Origin of the sequence: Oceanospirillum sp. (assembly GCF_048265165.1) — a bacterium.
In the GTDB taxonomy this organism is placed as follows: Bacteria; Pseudomonadota; Gammaproteobacteria; order Pseudomonadales; family Halomonadaceae; genus Oceanospirillum.
The window spans coordinates 16,772-39,097 of sequence record NZ_JBLXCD010000008.1 but is presented as its reverse complement, the minus strand read 5'-3'; the positions used below and the strand labels follow the sequence as shown (position 1 = coordinate 39,097).

The following is a 22,326-nucleotide window of genomic DNA, read 5'->3' as shown; positions in this document are numbered from 1 at the left end:
ATATTCATCACAGTCCGACCCACTCTTTTAAGGTCAAAGCCCGATTTAAGGCCAAAGCCCGAATCGCAGAGGTTTAGGACATTGTGGGTCGCCCTTCAGGGCGTCATGGCTACGGACGACAACATGTCGTTTACGATGACGGGCTAAAGCCCGACCCACATCTGTTTAAGTGTGTAGATAGGAAAAGCCGAAGGTGCCTTCCGACACCTTTGCCATAACATTAACTCTTTTTCGTTAAAAGATTCATCGCCTCAGTGATACCCGACAGAGTTAGCGGAAACATCCGATCCTGCATCAGCTGACGCGTCATACCGATGGACTGAGTGTAATCCCAGTGATTTTCCGGGACCGGATTCAACCAGACGATATTTTTCCAGGTATCCGTAACCCGCTGCATCCACTGAGCCCCACTCTCCTCATTCCAGTGCTCCACACTGCCGCCGGCCATGGCGATCTCATAAGGAGACATAGACGCATCACCGATAAAGATCACTTTATAATCTGAGGCATATTTATGCAGCAGGTCATAAGTGGGGATTCGCTCATCAAAGCGGCGCAGATTATTCTGCCAAACCGATTCATAGATAAAGTTGTGGAAATAGTAATATTCCAGATGCTTAAACTCGGTACGACAGGCGGAGAACAGCTCTTCACAGGTTTTAATATAGCCATCCATAGAGCCGCCCACATCAAAAAACAGCAGCACTTTAACGCTGTTATGGCGTTCAGGCACCAGCTTCAGGTCCAGCATACCGCCATTATGAGCTGTAGACCGGATGGTATCATCCAGATCCAGCTCAGAAGCCGCACCGCTACGGGCAAACTGTCGCAGGCGCTTCAGGGCAACCTTGATGTTACGGGTGCCTAGCTCAACACTGTCATCCAGATTCTTAAACTGACGCTTATCCCAAACCTTTACCGCCCGGTTATGACGGTTACCGTCTTGCCCGATACGGATACCTTCAGGGTTATAGCCGTAGGCACCAAAAGGCGACGTACCTCCGGTTCCAATCCATTTATTACCACCGGCATGACGCTTCTGCTGCTCCTCCAAACGTTCTTTAAAGGTATCCAGAAGTTCCTGCAGGCTTCCCAGAGATTTGATCTTCTCCCGCTCTTCCGGAGTCAGCATCTTTTCAAACTCTTTGCGGATCCACTCATCAGGAATCAGCGTATCCAGCAGATCATCCAAACCTTCCAGCCCGTTAAAATAAGCACCAAACGCCCGGTCAAAACGATCATAGTAGCTTTCATCTTTAACCAGGCAGGTACGGGACAGCAGGTAGAAGTCGTCGATATTGGCAAAAGCCACGCCCTTTTCCAGGGCCGCCAGTAGATCCAGCAGCTCCCTAAGGCTAACCGGCACACCGACTTTGCGGATATCATTAAAAAAATCGATCAGCATAGCAGCCCCCTAGCGGGATTGACGGCGGTGCATAAAGGCCAGTTTCTCCAGCAGGGAAACATCCTGTTCATTTTTCACCAACGCACCGTGCAGCGGAGGAATCGCCTTACTGGCATCCCGCTCCTGCAGCATCTCAAGACTCATCTGATCCGCCATCAGCAGCTTCAGCCAGTCGATCAGCTCAGATGTGGAGGGTTTCTTCTTAAGACCACGCACATCGCGCAGATCGAAAAACACCTCCAGCGCTTCTGAGACCAGTTTTTGCTGAATATCCGGATAGTGCACATCAACAATTTTCTGCATCGTTTCTTTGTCAGGAAAGTTGATGTAATGGAAAAAGCAGCGACGCAGAAACGCATCCGGTAGCTCTTTCTCATTGTTACTGGTGATCAGAATAATAGGGCGCTGTTTCGCTTTGATCGTTTCGCCGGTTTCATAAACATGAAACTCCATTTTATCCAGTTCTAACAGCAGATCGTTCGGAAATTCAATATCCGCTTTATCGATCTCATCAATCAGCAAAACCACCTGCTCGTCGGACTCAAAGGCTTCCCAGAGCTTACCCTTGTTGATGTAATTTTTGATGTCATGGACACGATCATCCCCCAGCTGGGAATCCCGTAGGCGCGATACGGCATCATACTCATACAGCCCCTGATGGGCCTTTGTGGTGGACTTAATATGCCACTGGATCAGGCGTACACCTAAAGCATCCGCCAGCTGCTCAGCCAGCATGGTTTTACCCGTACCCGGCTCACCTTTAATCAGCAGCGGACGCTCAAGAGCGATACAGGCGTTAACCGCCATCTGAAGCTCATCGGTTGCCACATATTGATCCGTACCCTGAAATTTCATAACGGTGTATCTCTTATTTTTAGTTGTCAGATTTAAGTGCGTAGCTTAGCAGTAATACACGCACAGATATTCCCGCCTAGTTTACTGGGTCTTTTCGCCAACGAAAGTCAGTGAGTGACTCACAGGTCATACCAAAAACAAAAAAGAAGAGGTCTTGGTGAAAAACAGTTAAGTTCTTAGCTTAAAACATTATTGAATTAAGATCTGATAGATTTTTTCCCAGCCTATCCCTACTCTAACGGACAATGTTTATAACGGCCCAACAACCAAGACTAGGGAATAACAATGAGCAAGGTTTTTGATGACAACTCGCTAACCATCGGCGAAACCCCTCTGGTAAAAATCAATCGTCTGACCCAACACGGCAAGGTATTTGCCAAACTGGAAAGCCGTAATCCTGCCTTTTCTGTTAAGTGCCGTATTGGTGCGAACATGATCTGGGATGCGGAAAAGCGCGGTGTTCTTAAACCCGGAATGGAGATTGTAGAGCCTACCAGCGGCAATACAGGTATCGCCCTATGCTTTGTGGCTGCATCCCGTGGCTACAAAATCACCCTGACCATGCCGTCCAGCATGAGTATTGAACGCCGTAAAATGATGAAAGCTCTGGGCGCTAATATCGAACTGACAGAACCTGCAAAAGGCATGAAGGGCGCGATTGCCAAGGCAGAAGAGCTGGTTGCCAGCAATCCTGAGCATTACTTTATGCCGCAACAGTTTGAGAACCCGGCGAATCCCGAAATTCATGAGAAAACCACCGGGCCGGAGATCTGGAATGACACCGATGGTGAAATCGATATTCTGGTGGCAGGCGTTGGCACCGGCGGCACCATTACCGGTATCTCCCGCTATATCAAAAACACCCAGGGCAAAGCGATCACCTCCGTTGCCGTAGAGCCTGTGGAATCCCCTGTGATCAGCCAAACCCTTAACAGTGAAGATGTTAAACCTGCTCCCCATAAGATTCAGGGTATTGGTGCAGGCTTTGTACCTAAAAACCTGGATCTGTCTCTGGTGGATCAGGTGGAGCAGGTCAGCAATGACGATGCTATTGAGATGGCACGCCAGCTGATGCTGAAAGAGGGCATTATCTGCGGTATCTCCTGTGGAGCCGCCATGGTGGCTGCACTGCGTCTGGCAGAAAAACCTGAAAATGCCGACAAAAATATTGTCGTTATTCTGCCGGATTCCGGTGAGCGCTACCTGTCCACGGCACTGTTCGAAGGTATGTTTACCGAGAACGAAACCGTACAGTAAACCTGTATTTTTACGCCCGACAAAACACGGCAGATATATTACTCTGCCGTGTTCTTTAAAAATCGCTCAACAACCCGCCCTTCTTTAAAAACCACCAATTCTCCGGGTTGAATGGTCTTCCAGTTCTCATTATCGGTCAGAGGCTGAGTCGCAATCACTGTCACCACATCATGGGGCGTTGTCTCTTCTTTAAAATCTACCTTCATCTCAATATCAGACAGCTGAGCTTCACCAAAGGGTGCTTCACGGGTAATCCAGCTTAATTTGGTTGAGCAATAGGCAAACAGATAATCACCGTTTGAAAGCAGCATATTAAAAACTCCCTTGCTCCGTAGCTGCTCACACCATTGATGTAACGCCTGACTCAGAGGGCCAATGGCGCACCGGTCTGTAAAATTCAACCGTATCTGGGCCAGCAGCCAGCAAAAGGCCTGCTCACTGTCCGTTGTCCCTACCGGCAGATAAAAGCTGGCCGGAAAATGAGTTTTACTGTCCTCCAGCTGCCCGTTATGGGCATAACTCCAGTAACGCCCCCAAAGCTCACGACTGAACGGATGTGTATTTTCCAGACAAATTTCACCCACATTAGCCTGTCGGATATGACTGATCACCGTTTTGCTTTTGATCGGGTAGCGCTGGATCAGCTTAGCGATCTCAGAGTCCACCGAAGGATTAGGGTCCCGAAACTCACGGTAACCAGCCCCTTCATAGAAGGAAATGCCCCAACCATCTTTATGGGGTCCGGTTTCACCGCCGCGCTTAACCAGCCCACTGAAACTAAAACAGATATCCGTTGGCACATTGGCACTCATGCCAAGAAGTTCACACATGAAATAAAGCCTGTAATCAATAGAAAATAATGAGCTGAAAAGCTTACGGTAAAAAAATGGCCCCTGTTAACAGAGGCCACTTTTTTATGCATTTCTATGCATTATCACTGGATTAAAAAATCAGTGTCATTTGATTCAAATTCAGTCAGTTTTGCTGAACCTGAGATCACCGTCAGAGCGACAAATCATCATCCTGCTGGCGATCTTCGGATGACGGCTTATCTTCTGATGCCTTGCTGACCTCAGATGATTGGCGCTCTTCTGACTGCTGGCGAGAAGCAGTGCGACGCTGCACAAAGCGTTTATACAACCAGAAAGCACCGGCGAACAATCCAATATTAACCAGAGCCACCACAAGATAGACCCATAACAGATTAGCATCACTTGGTTTGGACGGATCTAAAGGCTGACTGTTCGGATCAAGAAGATTCATCGGTTTTTTAGGCCGGTCATCCTCTTCGGCTTTATCGGCTGAGTCTGCAGTACCTTCATCAATAGGCTGAGCGTCCATCTCTCCCGGTGAATCCAGAGTCTCAACCTGAGGTTCAGGATTCAACGGTGGGATAATGACAGGGTCTAACTCAATATCAAAAGCTTTGCCCTCAACTGTCCCGGTAGCAAAGACACGAATGCGCTGCGCCTTCTCACGATTCATATCCGGCAGATCCAGCGCCCAGGACTCCTGAGTAGCCAGCTGTGCCTTCTGTGTCAGACCATTCACCTGAGCCGTAATCGTCAGATCACTGGCTTTAAGCTCTGGCAGAACCTTAGTGAAGGAGATACGCTGCGGCTCATTGGCATCATCGTAATCCACTTTGGCACTGACAATATCCTGTACAAAAACAGGCTGTGAAACCGTACGTTGGAAGGTTTTCCCATCCAGATTAACCTGAATCCGGTAATTACCCGTGGTGTTAAACGGCCCCAGTTTTGTGACAAAGGTTCCGACTTCTCCCGGCTTACCGGTCATGGCATCAGACTTAAGTACCTGATCATTATCGGCCAGCTGCTGAGCATCCATGGCGACCACACGCAAAAACTCAGGACGGGTAATGGTTTCACCTTCTTCCTGAATTGATGCCTGAATATCCAAATCCAGCCCCCGGAAAAGCGTTGCCGGTATATCACTGACTTTAAGACTCAGATCCGAAACCACTGTAACGCGATTATCCGGGTGCATCTCAGTTTCTACCAGCCACTCGCCATCATCAGGATCAGATACCGTGATCAGGTCGTAACGGCTTTCATAGTGCCAGCGCACATTATCCGGATGTGTAAGCGCGGTATAACGCTCACCTTTTGGAGAGATCAGAAAAACACGCTGACTATCCGGCTTATGGAAAATCAGAGCGGTAAACTCATTAATGCTGCTATCAACCAGGAAGCGGTTATTCTCAAGAGGAACCTGCTCACTGGGCGCCGTACGATCCAGAGCCTGCATAAAGAGCTGCATCAGCTCCTCCGCATTGTTGGCCACTGCCGCCAGTCCTCCGGTACGCTGGGCCAGCTTCAGCATCAAGTCTTTATCTGCGTTATCAGAAAGGGCAACAGTATGAACCGTATAGCCCGCTTTTTTTAATTGAGGTAGTAGATCAAATTGAATGCTGTCACGGGACTCATTGTTTTCCTGACGCTTACGACGCCCATCCCGTGCTTCTGATATATCCACCAGACCATCGGTCAGCAGTATGATATGGCGATCATAATTTTCATCCACCTGATCGGCATCATGACTGGCACGTTCCAGAGCATTTTCGATATCGGTAAACAGAGCGGAAGAGGTAATATCCCGGCTTCGGCTCCGGGCATCCTGACGCCACTGATCAGAAACCGCTTCATGGGGAACAAGCTCATTGGTATAAGTACCAAACGTCCAGACGCCAGCCTTACTTCCCTCCGGCAACAGATCAACCAGCAGATTCAACGCCGGAACCCTGAGGTTTGACGGATCGTTGTTTTTCATACTGCCGGATATATCGATCAGGACGCGAACATCAGGCTTTACATCTGCTGCACTTACCACAGAAGCTATAACAAAAGCCCACAACATCATAAGGATTCTAAATCCTTTTATGCCGGGCCATCTGCTCTGCTTCGTTGGTCGATCTGCAATAACGGGCATTTCAGTTCCTTACTTACCTGGTGATACCGGATCAACTCCGGTATCCATCTCAATCTTTTTTGTTGTTAAACAATGGACTCAGCCAGCTTACGGCCCCGCTCTGTGACATACCAGCGCATTCCCCAGCCACTGTTAACACGGCCCGCCATACCTTTACCGACTAAAACTGCCAGGCTTTTCTGCAGATCAGTTTCATCCAATTCTGTCTCAGTACACAGAGTCGGCAGAGCACGATAAATATGACGTCCACTGGCCAGACTCTTCAGTACCGCTGTTGAAGAAACATCCAGTGTGTCCAGCTCTGTCGATGAAACTTCTGCCTGATCCTCATGCTCGGTTTCTGTTTCCAGCAAAGGCACGATAGATTCCTGCAGCTGCTTGAGTTGCTGCTTCAGCTGCTCTGTTTCTGTTTTGGCTGTTTCTGCCGCCACCAGAGTACGATCCAGCGTATTAGTTGCCACCAAACGTGAGGCAATAGCAGCAATCAGGCAGATACCGGTATAAATCAGCAGTTTAGATGCATCCTCCTGACTCTGCGACACAATATCACTGCCCAGCAGATCCAGGGCGACCGGCACCAGAAACGCAGCACTGACACCTACCACCAGAGAACGAGCCAGAGCAATAGTATCTTTGTTATTCTGGTTCAGCAGATAAAAGTTAACCAAACCACCGAAAACACCAGCAAACAGCATAACTAAAACGAGAAGAATGACGTGCGTTGTCATATTAATTTCCTGAAATAATTTCCTTTAAGCCGTTAAAACGACCCGCCTTAACAAAATGCCACTTCATAACGATCATTTAAAGCGGCAACGGATTTCCGTTTTTGATCGGATCGGCCGGATAAACCGATCGCTTGCATTAACGCTCCTCAGTCGCCTCACCGGATGATGCAGCGCCAGACTCGCCCTGACGGCTTTTCAGCCAAAGGAACAGCGCCAAAACCAGATAACCTACCGCCAGCCCACCTAACAGAGGTAAACCAGCCCGCATCCAGGTTGCACCTTCAACGCCACCAAACGTTTCAAAAAAAGTGATAATCACAGCCGGTGCCAGGGGCCCGCCCGTTCCCTGCACATACCAGGGAACCGCAAACAACACCGTTGCCGTCGTGACAATAAAACCCCGCAGGGTTAACGGCCAACTGCGGGTAATTCTGAGCGTGACAATCATCACTGCCAAAGCAGATAATAGATAAATAGACCAGCTCAGAAACTGATAGCTCTCAAACGCCATAGTTCTCAATTCCTATAGCCGCTGCATTTGCGGCATAACACCCTGATTCTTAAGCGCCCTTATTATGTCTCAAGCTAAACAAAATAACGACCTCAGCACGACATCACTTAACGCAATGCCACAATTTTTATCCCGGATGCTGCAGAAAGATCCCCTTTCATCACTGGAAAAGAAAAGCAGAGAGACACTGACCTTCCTGGAAAAATGCAATCAGGATGCCAACTCAGCACTCAACCCGGAATTACAGGAAGAACTTTTTCGGGAAATTCGTCACCGAACGCCTCTCGATCATGACAGCTACCCCTCAGACCTGAAACACTATCGCTACTTTGTCCGCCAGAGAGAAGCCCTTAACTACCCCCAGTTCTGGCGCGCGCCCCTTAACCAAGAGAACCGCCAGCATCAGGAGAAACTGGAACAGGCCCACTGCTATCTGGATATCAACAAACTGGCTGCAGATTACGACTATTTTGATCTGGGAGACCTGGCTATCTCTCCCGACGAGCAACGGCTCGCCCTGACAACCGACACCGAAGGCGATGAGATCTACAGCCTGCAACTGGTAAACCTGAGCAACAACCACTGGCAAACCTTTGACGATTTACCGCCTCTGGCATCTGACCTGATCTGGACAGAAGATCAGGAGACCCTGCTTTGCTTCCCACTGGACGACACACAGCGCCCGTGGCAAGTCATGGCTCTGAACATCTCCAGCGGCCAAACATCTATTATTTTTGAAGAGCCCGACGCCCGATTCTGGGTTGGCTGCAGTAAAAGCCGCGACCGAAAACACCTTTTTATCGAAAGCCTGAGCAAACAAAGCACCCGCTATTACCTGTTACCGGCAGATCAGCCTTTAAACCCACCCCAACTGCTGATAAAGCAACAGGAAGGCCATGAATATCATGCGGACAGTATCGATGACCAACTCTACATCCGCAGCAACCTGCAACAAGCCGACTTTGGCCTCTACCGGCTCGATCAACGGCAGATCACACAACCGCTGTCACCTGCAGACTTTCTGCAGCAGGCCAGCGTTATTCATCCGCCATCAAAACAAAAAACCTTTGAAGGATTTGAGCTATTCCAGAATCATCTGTTAATACTGCAAAGAGATCACACCCGGGGACGTCAGGAATTATCCATCCATAGCCTTGATGGCAAAAAACAACACGACTTTGAGCCACCCTACCCACTGGTCAGCATCAACCTGTCCGACAACCCTGACAGCGATACTCCCTGGGTACGACTGGAGTTAGAGTCTTTCAATCAGCCGCCCACCCTCTATCGCTATACTATGGCAAGACAACAGCTAGAACAGCTGCGTCAGATGCCCCTGAACAACACCGACCTCAGCCAGTTCACCAGCCAGCAGATACTCATCCCCTCATGGGATGGCACCCCTATCCCCGTCAGCCTTGTTGGCAAAAAAACCTTACTGGCCGCCCAAAAACCACAACCGGTTTTACTCTACGCCTATGGCGCATACGGCGACCCGCTCGACCCTTGGTTTTCTTCCAGCCGACTCAGTTTGATGGAGCGGGATGTCATCTTTGCCATCGCCCATGTACGCGGCGGCGGCGACTGCGGTGAACACTGGTATCATCAGGGCCGCCTAGGCTATAAAGAAAACAGCATGCGAGACCTCGAAGCGGTAATACGGGCACTGCTAAAACAAGGGATTACCGAAAAAGAACAGCTGATCGTACAAGGAGGCAGCGCCGCCGGAATCGTCCTCGGCGCACTGTACAACCGCAGCCCGGAACTGGTCACCGGCATCATCGCCGAAGTCCCCTTTGTGGATGTACTGCGCACCATGTCACGACCGGAGCTTCCCCTCACCATTGGCGAATATGAAGAATGGGGCAACCCCCAAGAACCCGAAGCCCACTGGCGCATTCGCCACTACAGCCCACTGGACAACCTAAAACCAGAGACACATCAAACAGCACAGCGCCAGCCAAAACTCTGGATAGAAGCCGGCCTGAACGACCCCCGCGTGCAATACTGGGAACCCGCCAAATGGGCCTGGCGCCTGAAAAAAGCAGGCATAGAAAAGGTTTGGTTAAGAACCCGAATGGACTCCGGACACGGCGGCGGATCAGGCCGCGATCAAAGCTACCGGGAAACCGCCGAAACCCAGAGCGTTGCACTTATGATGCTAAATAAAGATAAGTAAACACCCACCACAACCACCCTACACCCGTAGGGTGGATAAGCACCAAAAACAGCATCACCAGAATGCAAAAAACGTTATTGGCGCGTCTCCACCAATAACGTGTAGGTCGGGCTTTAGCCCGACAATTTAACTTTCGAAGCCGCCTGTGTGGCGGTGAACGGTAGTGTATTGCACTACTAATGCAGCTACTATTTCTAAGCCGCCTGCGTGGCGGTGAACTAGTATGCATTAACCAATGCATTGAATGCGCATTTCTAAGCCGCCTGCGTGGCGGTGAACGATTATGTCAGTGATGCGGTTAATCGCTTATGTTTCTAAGCCGCCTGCGTGGCGGTGAACTCCAGCAGCTTAATGCTGGCCTGAGCAAATGCTTTCTAAGCCGCCTGCGTGGCGGTGAACAAAATCACCCTCGAGGCGAAGCAACCCTGTACTTTCTAAGCCGCCTGCGTGGCGGTGAACAACACCGGCAGTGCTCATAAAAATTTGATCAATTTCTAAGCCGCCTGCGTGGCGGTGAACTAACTCGTTGTTACGTTGTGTTTGCGCAGGCATTTCTAAGCCGCCTGCGTGGCGGTGAACTAACTCGTTGTTACGTTGTGTTTGCGCAGGCATTTCTAAGCCGCCTGCGTGGCGGTGAACTTGACCGAAAGCCTTGGCGGACTGAGCCGGATTTTCTAAGCCGCCTGCGTGGCGGTGAACATCACCACACACGACAAATGGTTATATAACTATTTCTAAGCCGCCTGCGTGGCGGTGAACGTGATCCTCTTGCAATGAGGCAGCTTGTCAGATTTCTAAGCCGCCTGCGTGGCGGTGAACCCCTCATAAGACAGCCAGTAATCACGCACTTTTTTCTAAGCCGCCTGCGTGGCGGTGAACTAAGTCCGTCAATCGAACTACCATCGTCAAGCTTTCTAAGCCGCCTGCGTGGCGGTGAACATCAATCTAACGGAAAGCTCCTTACCGGACTTTTTCTAAGCCGCCTGCGTGGCGGTGAACAACGAGACAACAGGCGAGATTTTCGCTTGCACTTTCTAAGCCGCCTGCGTGGCGGTGAACCTGACCGCTGGCACGTCACAGCACAGCTCAGATTTCTAAGCCGCCTGCGTGGCGGTGAACGGTCACTCTGTCTCCTGCGTCCCCTCCCGACTTTTCTAAGCCGCCTGTGTGGCGGTGAACTGATGTGGCCGCGCTCGGGTACGATGCGGAATTTTCTAAGCCGCCTGTGTGGCGGTGAACTCTCTGTATAAGAATTGATTTTATGGATAATATTTCTAAGCCGCCTGTGTGGCGGTGAACGCTGGGATCGAACCAGCGAAAAGCGTTCATACTTTCTAAGCCGCCTGTGTGGCGGTGAACCACCAGATAGAGCTGGTCGGTGATGCCGTGGATTTCTAAGCCGCCTGTGTGGCGGTGAACTTGTCATAGCATCGGGATCAGAAAAACGGATCTTTCTAAGCCGCCTGTGTGGCGGTGAACAGCCAGTTTGACGCTTGGAGTCTTGACGATCTTTTCTAAGCCGCCTGTGTGGCGGTGAACTTATGATGTCTAAGCTCAAAAGCTGGATAAAATTTCTAAGCCGCCTGTGTGGCGGTGAACCCACGCTGGCCTGACTTGTTGCGGTGTTTGTATTTCTAAGCCGCCTGCGTGGCGGTGAACATCACCTCGAATGCAGATCAACTCGGACGCTGTTTCTAAGCCGCCTGCGTGGCGGTGAACTATATCAGCGAACATAAATACCACCTCAGAACTTTCTAAGCCGCCTGCGTGGCGGTGAACTAAGTTATTAATTGCATGTAGCATTTCAATCTTTTCTAAGCCGCCTGCGTGGCGGTGAACTGAAGGTGTGAGCGTTACGTTCCACACAGAAATTTCTAAGCCGCCTGCGTGGCGGTGAACTCCGATACCGGTTGACCAACTGAGTCGCTACTTTTCTATGCCGCCTGCGTGGCGGTGAACGATGCAGTGTCTTGGAATGCACGGCTTTGAGCTTTCTAAGCCGCCTGCGTGGCGGTGAACATCCTAGCGAGCTGTCTCTTAAAGGTCTGTCATTTCTAAGCCGCCTGCGTGGCGGTGAACGCGATACGCTCTTGGTAGTCTTGCTCGATGCGTTTCTAAGCCGCCTGCGTGGCGGTGAACCCCAGCGTATACGTTGGCAGACTGATGCCGCTTTTCTAAGCCGCCTGCGTGGCGGTGAACATAGTGCTAACGGTGAACTGGTTATGAATACTTTTCTAAGCCGCCTGCGTGGCGGTGAACATTTGTTTATTGAGCAGTCAGATCATCCTGATTTTCTAAGCCGCCTGCGTGGCGGTGAACATTAAGCTGCTTGAGCAGATCAGAGATAAAAATTTCTAAGCCGCCTGCGTGGCGGTGAACTTAATCATCGAGGATTTAAAATTGATATTGTTTTTCTAAGCCGCCTGCGTGGCGGTGAACTTTAGGCCGCCAGGTGCGAACCTATACAAAATTTTCTAAGCCGCCTGCGTGGCGGTGAACAAGACGAGGCATAACGGTGCGGATGATCAAGCTTTCTAAGCCGCCTGCGTGGCGGTGAACTATGCCAGTATACGGGTATTTCCGACAGTTACTTTCTAAGCCGCCTGCGTGGCGGTGAACCTTCAGATCTGGGGTAGGTTCAGCGGCAGGCTTTTCTAAGCCGCCTGCGTGGCGGTGAACACCAACCATTGTCGATCGGGCCTCCTACTACATTTCTAAGCCGCCTGCGTGGCGGTGAACGTTTGCGGATTTCCAGTCGGTGTCCGTCATCATTTCTAAGCCGCCTGCGTGGCGGTGAACCTGCCTTCCGAACCCGGAAAACCCACTCAGGCTTTCTAAGCCGCCTGCGTGGCGGTGAACACTGGGGATTTGCCACAACTAGCCGACTACACTTTCTAAGCCGCCTGCGTGGCGGTGAACAAGGCCGTGCACTACTGTCCGCTGTTGAATCATTTCTAAGCCGCCTGCGTGGCGGTGAACTATCTTCTGACCGAATAGAGCCTTTCCTGAGCTTTCTAAGCCGCCTGCGTGGCGGTGAACACTATCAGCGAACATAAATACCACCTCAGAACTTTCTAAGCCGCCTGCGTGGCGGTGAACTCCAGCTGGAAAACCTTGGTGCAATTTTTATGTTTCTAAGCCGCCTGCGTGGCGGTGAACTTACCGCCGTATTTTTTCAGCGCCATCACACTTTTCTAAGCCGCCTGCGTGGCGGTGAACCGAAACTTGGAGAGCTTGACGGACTTATTGATTTTCTAAGCCGCCTGCGTGGCGGTGAACAAAATTTATTGATGCTGGTTTTACGAATCGGCTTTCTAAGCCGCCTGCGTGGCGGTGAACATACGTATGGTGGATCTGTGTCATATAACACTTTTCTAAGCCGCCTGCGTGGCGGTGAACATGCCTGCGCTGTTAGGTGGCGGCCTGCTGCTTTTCTAAGCCGCCTGCGTGGCGGTGAACTTTCTCGGTAGTCGATCTCTGCGCCTTCGGTGTTTCTAAGCCGCCTGCGTGGCGGTGAACGACGATCACCGCGTCTTCCCGAAGCTCTTTCATTTCTAAGCCGCCTGCGTGGCGGTGAACTAAAACTGATGCCAGCTCGTTAAGCGATACACTTTCTAAGCCGCCTGCGTGGCGGTGAACAATGAAAATTTACCACAAAAAATAGCTACAGCAGAGACTTAGATAAAAATACTAATAAATACCTTTATTTTTAGCCTTGCTGTAACTATTTGTTTTTATTATCTATTTTTAAAGAGCGTTTTTTTTGGTTAAAAATCAGGAACAGTGGAAGCTTTATCCCCACTGAAGGCACTTAGGCCGTAGCAGTTAAAAAGCCCCTCTTGTGTGTTACTGATCTTTATTCGCTCAATAAACAGCGGAAACTTGGCGGCTCCTTCAGGGTTGCTCGCTTTGGTTTCTTGGCTTTCCATCCAAATAAAAGGCGCTTTTGATTCTGCCTTTGGCTTGGTTTTTTCAAGCTGCTTTAGGCAGTCTGCAATACTTTGCCCTGATTTTTTTGCCCAAAGCTCCGCTTTAGCCTGCATATCTTTTTCGATACGGGCCTGTCCTTTTATATTCTTGCGAACAAACGCAACAAGAGGTGCACCCTCCGGCACTGGCTGTATTGATTTAAGATGCGTGTAATCCTCAAATCGACTTAGAAAACCGGCCAGATTTAATGCTTCCAATTGCTCTTTTTCTTTAGCCAGTACCCTCAGTTTATTACCCAAAGGAAAGCCTTTACTGCCATAAGTCGGAAAGCTGACCGCTATAGCACTATGCTGTGCATCCACCTTCTGCTCAACCAAGGCGATATGTACTTGCTGATAGATTTTCTGCCAAAGAAAACCCAGTGCAATATCAGCATCCGGCAGCAGGGTGATATCTTGGTAGTAGTTCATAAAAACTCCTAGCTCTCACCTTCACCAAACACACCGCCTCTAATCAGCATTGCCACTACAAAATGTTTATCATTTTCGCTCAATTGCTCAGTACTTCCGCTATTTAGCCATTTAAGCAGTAAGGTTTTAAAATCGTTTTTACTGGAACGATAAGCAATGCCCCGCTGAGTAACGGAGCCGTATGCTTCAATTGCGATAGGCTTATTGGTCTCACTGAATGTCGGGTACCAGTCATCTATGGTGCGCAATGCATTACCGATTTTTTCACAATGCATAGCGGCCACATCATCTAGTTTAAAGAGGTGGCGACTTTTCTCACCCTTAGGTGAATTCAACACCATTTCCTGAGAAGGCCACACTCGCTGCGTATCACCCAGTTGAGCAAATGCTTCTATTTTAAGTACAGGCCTCTCTTCACCTGTTAAGCCAGACAGAATTACCTGAGCTAGTTTCGCGACTTGGCTGTCATCAGATCGGGTGGCATGAAGGGAATAGTTATAAGCGTCAAATTCTAGGGTTTCAGCTAGGCAGCGGCCTGAGACACGAATCCTAACCTGCTCTGCACCTACTCGGTTACGCCATAGAAAACGACCATTTGCTATATTGTATGCATATCGGTCAGCCAGCTCTTTAATGCCTATTTGCACATAATCGGCTATCACTTCCTTAAAGCGATTCGCAAACTCCGTATTGTTGCAGGCTGTAGGGTTATCAACCCCCGCTACCACCCGCAGGCTAAAACTTAAACGTAATGTATCCTGACCATGCTTAAGAGCCGCATCGTCTCCCCAAGATAAATTCGCTTCGGCGATCTGCTTCTGGAGTGCTTCCTCATTGTCTAAAACTTCTTTAGTGAAGTTACTTTTTACAGCACGATTACGACGATCAAATAGCTTGATAGGCTGCCAGTTATCTTCATTGTTAATATCTAACCAGCTACCTGAAAACATAACACCATCTGATGGCTCTAGTTTACGGTCAAACGCTAATACGGAAGGCAAAGTATAAGTAGACATGTTTCATCCTTAAAATAGGTTAAGCACTTGTTCATCAATATCAGATTGAGATTGGTTTGTATCAATGTGAAGATGGTTTACATCATCCGCCTCATTAGGGGCTTGTTGACATAAGTACCATTCATCCTGTTGGTGGTAGCACCAAATAAATTCATCAAGATTTCTAACTCTATGCATACTGACCCACTCACCTACTGAGTGTACGGCTTCAACAAAACAAGCAGGGGTATCTGGATCTCGGGTATTTTCAATCTGACCAGCCTCATAAACATCACTGATCGCCTTATAGCCAACCATAAGGGGTACTAAATAGCCTTTATAAACCTTAGACTCGTAACCCCAAGTAGCATCAGTTTGCTCATCCGGCTGAGTTTGTCCTTCTTTTAGCTTCGGTTGAGCTACAAATTTAAGTGCCGAAAAGTCAAGCCATGCGTTCAGTCTCGGCTGGGGTAGTTCTACATCGGATTGAGATGTAATCTCCTCTACCCGCTGTTGCAGGTCATCGCTTCGATCCTTTAGGACAAAACCCGGCATACATAATCGTTTTACCTTATTGATCAGCGTTCTGTGCTGTTCTTCCGTGCTGGCAGACAAGAGTTTTACTTTGGCAAGATCAAGTACAGTACCGCCTGCAATATGCATAGACCGACATAAAGATTCAATATAGTTTTCAAACTCAACACTTTTATCTGACGTAAGTGATAACGGTGTATCTAGCTCAATTACCAAACTGACGGTCAGGTTAACTTTACCTTCTTCAATAATGGGCGGTGAGCTATTTTTATGCTTAGCTAATACCGGTGGGGTTTTACTTTGTATGAACTCGAAATCCGAAAATTTTTTAGGCCTATAAACTTTATTATCAGCCCTATTAGCAATCACCATACAGCCGCTCAATTCACAGGGGTAATCACCGTTATAGCTATCTGAAAGCTTTCGATTTAATGCATGAGTGAAACCTAAAAATGAAGTAATAGCTGGGAAGCCCCAAGTAAAACCTGCAATAGTGTTCGCATTTTGAATTTTGATACGGCTTAAAACGAGATACTGACTCATAATGCAACCTCCTGTTCCGCAACAAACACCCTTAGACGCAGAGCAAATACTTTTTCCAGACCTTTTATTTGCCTCGGATTCAGCTCAAGCTTGCCTTTCTCATTAAGATGCTTGCTTAGCCAAAATGAGAAGTCTCTACTAATTTCTTTCTGCCACTCTGTCGTTATTTTTTCTGCCTTACTGGCGTCATCATCCCGCCAAGGCTCAAACAATAGCTGATACTCAATAGGTAATTCACTCTGTAATGTCCAACCCGGTTTTTCGTTTTGATTCACTACTAGAATGAAGTCAAATAACTCGCTAATAATGTCATTTAATTTATTGATGAGAGCGTTGCGACGTTCAGGTTTACTTTCGCTAAGGTCTTTGCTTTTGAGTAACTTAAAGTACTTTTGGAGTTCCCGAATTTCTGGCATCAACTGATAGGCCAACTGCTTGTTAAAAAGCCCATCGACTTGCCTGAAGCTGACAGTTTGAGTTATCCACTGTGGCGGCTGGGTAGATAACAGGGTTATTTTCCCACCTCTTACACCATTCAAAGCCGATGCATTGGAGTGATTAGAACCAGTGATATTTAACTTAGCTTTGTTCGGGTAGCTGACTCGTACCGTTGAGCTATACTTATCCTTTTTATACTGATCTCTAGCTTTAACCTGCGCTTCATCATCAAAAAACTTACGAAACTCTAAATGCATTTCCTGAGCTAAAGATGAAGATGTGAGAGGTAATAACAAATGGTATTGATTTGTAGCTATTGGAAAGTAAACCTGCTTCGACAAGAAATAACTTTGTTTCTTATCACTGTCATAAGCTTGCTTTAACCCGCTCACCCAACGCTGAACCTGAGCCTGATCTGCTGTAAATGCATCAAAACATTCATAGCAATCCGCTTTTAAGCAGTCCAATACTGAATAGCCATCACTACTGACCTTTAAAATATCGGCAATAGGTAAAGATGCCGCATTAGAAGATGCGGTATCAATACAGGGATTGACCAAGCTGTTAGTTGTGAGATAACGGTTGTCTTGGCACTTGGAGGCATCTAAAACACTACTTCCTTTACTGCTGGAATGGGTCAGTTTGGCGACATGAGTCGCAAAGCTGATATCGTTGGCTTTCTCGACCCATTCATCCAGCCAAACCGCTGGTATATGTTGTTCATTAAGCTCTGCAACAAAGCCTATATATTCACTTTTAAGATCATGCAGCTCGTTATCAACAACGTCTTCTCCTATCAGGTCAAGCAGTGTTTGATATTTTTTCTGCTGAAAAGCCAAAGCAGTTTGCTCTTTTGTTTTCTTGGTTTTCTCAACGGTTTTAACGGCATCACTATTACCGGATAGACGCTTTGCAATACTGAGCAACCGGGTATTTATTCCCTTACTCACGACTCCTTTTTTTGTCTGCGGCTTAGATTTCAGATAATTTTCTTCTTTTGCATCTCGCCGCTTTGCTAAGTAAATCGCTATGCCTTTAGCCAGCGCTTGAGACGTTTGACTACTCACCATCGTCATATTCATCCTTTCGCAATATTTTATAAATCCCTAACTCAGGCTGATATTGCCATTGCTGAGGTGTATTTTCATCAAGCTCTTCTAGGGCTACATGAGTATAGGTTTGCAACGTCGCCTGCTCACTTTTCCCAAACTCCTCAGTCAGATATTCAACCTCTAACAGCAGGTCAAATTGATGCCAAATATTCACCCTTTCTCCTAACTGCAGAGCTTTCTGGGGAATCTTGATATCTGTGGTATTAAGGTATTCTATGGGATAAACGCCCTGACTTTTCTTTTGCCAGACAGGCTTATTCTCTCGGGTCAGAGCTAAACAGTATTCATCACTGTTTCTTGATCGTCTAAAAGGTTGTAAACGCTGCAACTCCCCGCACCATGTCACATCACTTTGCCACCACTGAGCCGCATGATTAGGCTGCTTTTGGTTTCCATCCAGCCTCATCATTTGCGCAAAATACTCAAGCTCTGAAAACTTATTAAACCGATGGCCCTGACTTAGATCCGGTTCGCCTTTAACACCCAATAGCCTTGGGCTTGCAGTAATTGCACCTAACTCACTCTCTATCTTTAAATCTCTTAAGTCTGAAGAAGAATAACGTAGGCGAACGTTTTCATACCCCGGCTTTTCAAAGCACGGTATTTTTCCTTTTAAACCTTTATAGTTTTTTGCCAATATATGAATATTTTCTTGGCTTGGCGGCTGCATTCGATGACGCTGTATTCGACCTGCTAGCTGAATAATTGAGCGCTGTGAACTTGGTTCAACGATAGCCCAGTCATAATCATGATCGCGCCCGACTTCAGCCACGGATGTGGCCAAAACTACGAAGATGTGGTGCTGAACATCACCCTGCCCAATAATGTCTTTAATTCCAGAGTTATTTTTCCACTCGTCTTCCTTATGACGTTTAAGCGCACGATCAAGCATTTTTTCAATACTGGCACGCTGTAGAAGAGGGTACTGGCTGTGATAAATACAGTAGTGAATCTGAGTATTTTCAGGCGCTGGCATTTCAAGCAACTGCTGAGAAATATGAACCAATGGATTAATATTAGCCATTCTTACTAAGCCAATTGATACAGACTTATTTCCGAAGGGGATAAGGTGCTGAAAATGCAGCTCTTTAATCGATTGATAAATACGCTCTGAGAAAGCTACGCTGGGAGTAGGTGCCGAAATAGAATCAAAATCAACCAATTTACCTTTTCTTAATATTTTCTGTAATTTGCTAAGCTGATAGTCTCTTTTAGTCACATAATCATTATGAGCTTGCGAAAATTGCTTACTATCTTGTGCCAAGATCTCTTCTGGCTTATTACATTCATCAAACCAAGCACAGCATATTTTATTTTCTCTATCTTGTTCGCCATGGGCTTGAACAAAATGTTGACGACCGGCTTGATATGCTTCAAATAAGCTGATAGCAAAAGGAGGTGAAATAGTAGCTGTAGAGAACAGAACACGACTTCCCAACATACCAGCCCAATTGACTAAGCGACACAATGCTGGTAAATCATCGATACCAAAATCATCTGGTTCATCTAGTACCAAATCAGAGGTTAACAGACGTAACATTGGGGCAATCTGACGGCCACCTCTTACCCCCTCTGTTGCGGGTATCAAGTAATCGATAGTGCTAACCAAAATAGGTGCATGTAATAATCGGAGAATTTTAGGATCATGCTTGCACCAAGAGATTTTTTCCAACAACTCCGTATCCAAGTCATCCAATAGCTCAACTTCATCTTTCAGTAAGGATTCTTTAGATTGACTACCCTGATCCGAATCGACACTGGAGTCATTTACCAGAGATATCTGCTGTAAATCCCTAACAGCCTGAGACCCTACTAGCAAAGCGATATTTTGATTTGCTAATTTCTGACTCGCCTCATCAGAACCAAACAGATCTTGCTTGAGTGCATTGGCAGTCTGAATAGAGAGTGTTCTTAAGCCTAGAGCTACGTTAAAACGACATTGGCCTTCATCAGATAGGGCATACATAATTTTGGCATTAGCACGGGTCTTTCCTTTACCTGTGGAGGCCATAGAGATACCGAAGAAACCATGTTTTTTGGTCTGGTCTTTAATTTTTGCAGCTAATTGAGCGGCCTTATCCTGCCAGCCAAACTCATTTTTAAACTCTGGTGGCACAGGCTTTTCAAGTGCCTTTATTCTATCCAGCTTTTTTAAGCAATCTCTTAAACCGGGCAAATCACATGCTATTTTATAAGCCCATTCACCAACTCTGATATTGTGCTCATCTAGTTTCTGCTTTTGATAGCGCTGGCCGTGCTCATCAACATCTGTATTAGCATAAGCTCTGTAATTTCTATCTGACAGATTATTATCAATATCTTTTCTGGAGGATTCGGCATGATCTGCCAGCATCAAGGACAAACGAGCTAGGTGCCTGGTTGATAGGTTAGCCTGCCATTCGGGTTCAAAAAATCTCTGGCAATTCAGCACTCGTTTTGCAAGGCGAGATATATGGTTTTGCCAGAATGCACTTTTAAATGGTGTCCCTACTGGGAAGCTCCAATTCTTAATAATAACTAACTCTGACCATTGCTTTGATATGACCTGAGGCGAATTCCAGCAAGGTTCAAATATTTCCCGCCAAGAATCAATATTCCCTAAATCAGGGGGGTTATCGAGTCCATATGGGTACTGAGGTAACTTGTGATGGGAGACGATTAACCAGCCAACCGTCGAGGCAATAGGAGGAAGATTAGTTAATGGGCAAGGAATATTATTTGCCAGAAGATCTCTGTAGTTAAGCAGAGCCTCTAGCACTTCGTCTTCTGTTGAGTTATTGACTTCAGTAAGTTTACTGAGCCATTGCTGATCCGTTTGAAGCCCAACAAAAGCCTGAAACAGTCTTAAAGATATCCATTCATGTCGAAGTGGTTCGGAGCTAGAACTGCGTTTATCTAAATCTAATTTACCCTGAAACAACTGATTTGATTTACCGATATCATGAAAGAACCCTGCTATAGCAGCCAGATTAGCGATTACTTCCATATTCAGGGCAAATCGCTCTTTAAAGAGTAAGTCTTTCTCAGTGCTATTCACCGGCACGATGCCTTCGCTGTTAAATTTCCGTTTATTGCCTACCACCCACAAAAGTTGGCTGCGGGATCGGGAGCGTACCCAGTGGCAACTTACGGCGGTGCTTTTACTGGCGGTTTGGCGCAGCATTTTTTTGACGGTCAGCAGGCCATCTTCGGTGATTAGGGTTTGCCAGGTGTTATCACCAATGCGATTAGCAAAGGCATCCAGAACCCGTCGGGTTCTGGGCAGGGCTTTTTTCTCACATTGAGAGACAAAGGTGACCATCATAGCTGCTGTGCCTCAATTTCCTGTTGGCTCATATTCTGCAGTGCCACGGCCTTCACGGTATCAAACATAAAATCCAGGGCTTTATGATCGGTGAAGGCTTGCAGGATCTGCTGGCGGAACTCTTGTTCAGTGGCTTGCTCTTTGGCGCAGACGAAGGCCCAGGGCAGTACGATGGCATCTTTAATCAGATCTGCTACATCAAACACCAACGCACCACGGCGGGTTTTTCCGTGCATCACGGCAAAACCGTGAGGAATGCCCAACACCCATAAACAACTGGCAGCCAGACCATAGGCCAGATAGTTGCCGTGATTTAAAAAGTCGTTAGCTTTATCTTGGGATTGGTGCTGGCGGGTGAAATCCGTTAGTTGGGTGTTGTTAGCCGCATACTTATAAAGCACCTTAGTAAGCTGGGCTTCAGTTAGTAGCAGCTCGGATGACTTTGTTGCAGCCTCTGTACGTGCATGGAAGGTGGTTAGGGCTTTTTGTATCGCGCTATCATCAAAGGCAAAGCCCTCAAGTTTCAGGTCACGGTCTTTCTGCCAGACATTTTGCAGGAACTCAATTCGGGCTTGCTGGAAGCGTTTGGCGGCGGCGAGCCGTTTTTCATCCTCAAACCAGAACTGCATCCAACCCTGCAGATATTCCGTAGGCCGGTATTCACTTTGCGGTGTCAGCCATTCCACTTCGCAGGCCATATAAAGAGGTGTTCCACCGCCACCACAAAAGCCGACCAATACACCCGCCTGTGCCAGCATCCGCATAGCCGCTTGAGTAATAGAGGTGCCGTTACCGAGCAGCAATACCGTAGTGTTGGCGATGGGAATATTAAAGTAGAGGTTTTCTTTACTGGCTTCGGTGAGGTAGAGCACACGACCATCTTTTTGCATGACGCGGCAGTATTCTAAGTAATACAGGTTGGCACGCTTGGAGTGCAAAATGGTTTTAAGATCAGACGGTGAGAAGTCATCCATAACAATATCCTTATGTGCTTACTATTCTAAAAACAGTCCTGCTTGAGCTTACCCCAAGGATACGACAACTGATGCCGCAGGTTCTGCTTTAATCCTCCAATTAAAATACACGATAACAGCCCTTTTTTTGAAGGTCATT

Annotated in this window: 14 protein-coding genes and 1 CRISPR repeat array; of the genes, 2 read left to right on the top strand and 12 right to left on the bottom strand. The window is 47.5% G+C overall.

Annotated features, from left to right (window positions below; translation table 11 throughout):
* Positions 1-220: 220 nt before the first annotated feature.
* Positions 221-1,405, bottom strand: coding sequence for a vWA domain-containing protein (locus tag ACN0R8_RS14055; RefSeq protein WP_417598495.1), 1,185 nt, complete (start codon positions 1,403-1,405; stop codon positions 221-223).
* A 9-nt stretch (positions 1,406-1,414) separates the two neighbouring features.
* Entirely contained in the window at positions 1,415-2,260 is an 846-nt protein-coding gene (locus ACN0R8_RS14050) for an AAA family ATPase (RefSeq protein ID WP_417598493.1), read from the bottom strand.
* 285 nt (positions 2,261-2,545) lie between these two features.
* Between ACN0R8_RS14050 and cysK the strand changes: the two genes are divergently transcribed.
* On the top strand, positions 2,546-3,517 hold the full coding sequence (cysK, locus tag ACN0R8_RS14045; RefSeq protein WP_417598491.1) for a cysteine synthase A: 972 nt from the start codon (positions 2,546-2,548) through the stop codon (positions 3,515-3,517).
* Positions 3,518-3,555: 38 nt separating this feature from the next.
* On the opposite strand, the gene ACN0R8_RS14040 is transcribed toward cysK, so the two are convergent.
* The 4 genes from ACN0R8_RS14040 to ACN0R8_RS14025 form a co-directional block, all read right to left on the bottom strand.
* Complete coding sequence (locus ACN0R8_RS14040) at positions 3,556-4,347, bottom strand: class II glutamine amidotransferase (protein WP_417598489.1); 792 nt, start codon at positions 4,345-4,347, stop codon at positions 3,556-3,558.
* A gap of 172 nt (positions 4,348-4,519) precedes the next feature.
* Positions 4,520-6,400, bottom strand: a complete 1,881-nt coding sequence (locus tag ACN0R8_RS14035; RefSeq protein WP_417598487.1) for a VWA domain-containing protein — start codon at positions 6,398-6,400, stop codon at positions 4,520-4,522.
* A 134-nt stretch (positions 6,401-6,534) separates the two neighbouring features.
* Entirely contained in the window at positions 6,535-7,197 is a 663-nt protein-coding gene (locus tag ACN0R8_RS14030; RefSeq protein WP_417598485.1) for a YEATS-associated helix-containing protein, read from the bottom strand.
* A 136-nt stretch (positions 7,198-7,333) separates the two neighbouring features.
* Entirely contained in the window at positions 7,334-7,708 is a 375-nt protein-coding gene (locus ACN0R8_RS14025) for a hypothetical protein (protein WP_417598483.1), read from the bottom strand.
* A 64-nt stretch (positions 7,709-7,772) separates the two neighbouring features.
* Between ACN0R8_RS14025 and ACN0R8_RS14020 the strand changes: the two genes are divergently transcribed.
* Positions 7,773-9,887, top strand: a complete 2,115-nt coding sequence (locus ACN0R8_RS14020; protein WP_417598481.1) for a prolyl oligopeptidase family serine peptidase — start codon at positions 7,773-7,775, stop codon at positions 9,885-9,887.
* A 131-nt stretch (positions 9,888-10,018) separates the two neighbouring features.
* Positions 10,019-13,526: direct repeats of the CRISPR family, unit length 28 nt; unit sequence TTTCTAAGCCGCCTGCGTGGCGGTGAAC.
* 128 nt (positions 13,527-13,654) lie between these two features.
* Here ACN0R8_RS14020 and cas6f read toward each other — a convergent pair.
* From cas6f to cas1f, 6 genes are read right to left on the bottom strand one after another with little or no spacing between them, the layout of a single operon-like run.
* Positions 13,655-14,287: a type I-F CRISPR-associated endoribonuclease Cas6/Csy4 gene (gene cas6f / locus ACN0R8_RS14015; protein WP_417598479.1), complete on the bottom strand. Its 633-nt coding sequence runs from the start codon at positions 14,285-14,287 to the stop codon at positions 13,655-13,657.
* Positions 14,288-14,295: 8 nt separating this feature from the next.
* Positions 14,296-15,303 (bottom strand): type I-F CRISPR-associated protein Csy3, encoded by a 1,008-nt coding sequence (gene csy3, locus ACN0R8_RS14010; protein ID WP_417598477.1) that lies wholly within the window; start codon positions 15,301-15,303, stop codon positions 14,296-14,298.
* Positions 15,304-15,312: 9 nt separating this feature from the next.
* Positions 15,313-16,359: a type I-F CRISPR-associated protein Csy2 gene (gene csy2, locus ACN0R8_RS14005; protein WP_417598475.1), complete on the bottom strand. Its 1,047-nt coding sequence runs from the start codon at positions 16,357-16,359 to the stop codon at positions 15,313-15,315.
* The gene (gene csy1, locus ACN0R8_RS14000; protein WP_417598473.1) at positions 16,356-17,873 is read right to left on the bottom strand and encodes a type I-F CRISPR-associated protein Csy1; all 1,518 of its coding nucleotides are present in this window, start codon (positions 17,871-17,873) and stop codon (positions 16,356-16,358) included. Before csy1 ends, csy2 begins: the two co-directional genes overlap by 4 nt.
* A complete protein-coding gene (gene cas3f / locus ACN0R8_RS13995; protein ID WP_417598471.1) occupies positions 17,857-21,213 on the bottom strand; it encodes a type I-F CRISPR-associated helicase Cas3f in 3,357 nt (1,118 codons plus the stop codon). Before cas3f ends, csy1 begins: the two co-directional genes overlap by 17 nt.
* Positions 21,210-22,187 (bottom strand): type I-F CRISPR-associated endonuclease Cas1f, encoded by a 978-nt coding sequence (cas1f, locus tag ACN0R8_RS13990; protein WP_417598469.1) that lies wholly within the window; start codon positions 22,185-22,187, stop codon positions 21,210-21,212. The genes cas3f and cas1f overlap by 4 nt, the downstream gene beginning before the upstream one ends.
* Positions 22,188-22,326 lie beyond the last annotated feature (139 nt).

Excerpts from the sequence above, each read along its gene's own strand:
- cas1f (WP_417598469.1), bottom strand. The coding sequence starts at position 22,187 with ATGGATGACTTCTCACCGTCTGATCTTAAAACCATTTTGCACTCCAAG.
- csy3 (WP_417598477.1), bottom strand. The coding sequence starts at position 15,303 with ATGTCTACTTATACTTTGCCTTCCGTATTAGCGTTTGACCGTAAACTA.
- cas3f (WP_417598471.1), bottom strand. The coding sequence starts at position 21,213 with ATGATGGTCACCTTTGTCTCTCAATGTGAGAAAAAAGCCCTGCCCAGA.
- ACN0R8_RS14025 (WP_417598483.1), bottom strand. The coding sequence starts at position 7,708 with ATGGCGTTTGAGAGCTATCAGTTTCTGAGCTGGTCTATTTATCTATTA.
- ACN0R8_RS14040 (WP_417598489.1), bottom strand. The coding sequence starts at position 4,347 with ATGTGTGAACTTCTTGGCATGAGTGCCAATGTGCCAACGGATATCTGT.
- cas6f (WP_417598479.1), bottom strand. The coding sequence starts at position 14,287 with ATGAACTACTACCAAGATATCACCCTGCTGCCGGATGCTGATATTGCA.
- ACN0R8_RS14035 (WP_417598487.1), bottom strand. The coding sequence starts at position 6,400 with ATGATGTTGTGGGCTTTTGTTATAGCTTCTGTGGTAAGTGCAGCAGAT.
- ACN0R8_RS14055 (WP_417598495.1), bottom strand. The coding sequence starts at position 1,405 with ATGCTGATCGATTTTTTTAATGATATCCGCAAAGTCGGTGTGCCGGTT.
- ACN0R8_RS14050 (WP_417598493.1), bottom strand. The coding sequence starts at position 2,260 with ATGAAATTTCAGGGTACGGATCAATATGTGGCAACCGATGAGCTTCAG.
- cysK (WP_417598491.1), top strand. The coding sequence starts at position 2,546 with ATGAGCAAGGTTTTTGATGACAACTCGCTAACCATCGGCGAAACCCCT.
- csy1 (WP_417598473.1), bottom strand. The coding sequence starts at position 17,873 with ATGACGATGGTGAGTAGTCAAACGTCTCAAGCGCTGGCTAAAGGCATA.
- ACN0R8_RS14020 (WP_417598481.1), top strand. The coding sequence starts at position 7,773 with ATGTCTCAAGCTAAACAAAATAACGACCTCAGCACGACATCACTTAAC.
- ACN0R8_RS14030 (WP_417598485.1), bottom strand. The coding sequence starts at position 7,197 with ATGACAACGCACGTCATTCTTCTCGTTTTAGTTATGCTGTTTGCTGGT.
- csy2 (WP_417598475.1), bottom strand. The coding sequence starts at position 16,359 with ATGAGTCAGTATCTCGTTTTAAGCCGTATCAAAATTCAAAATGCGAAC.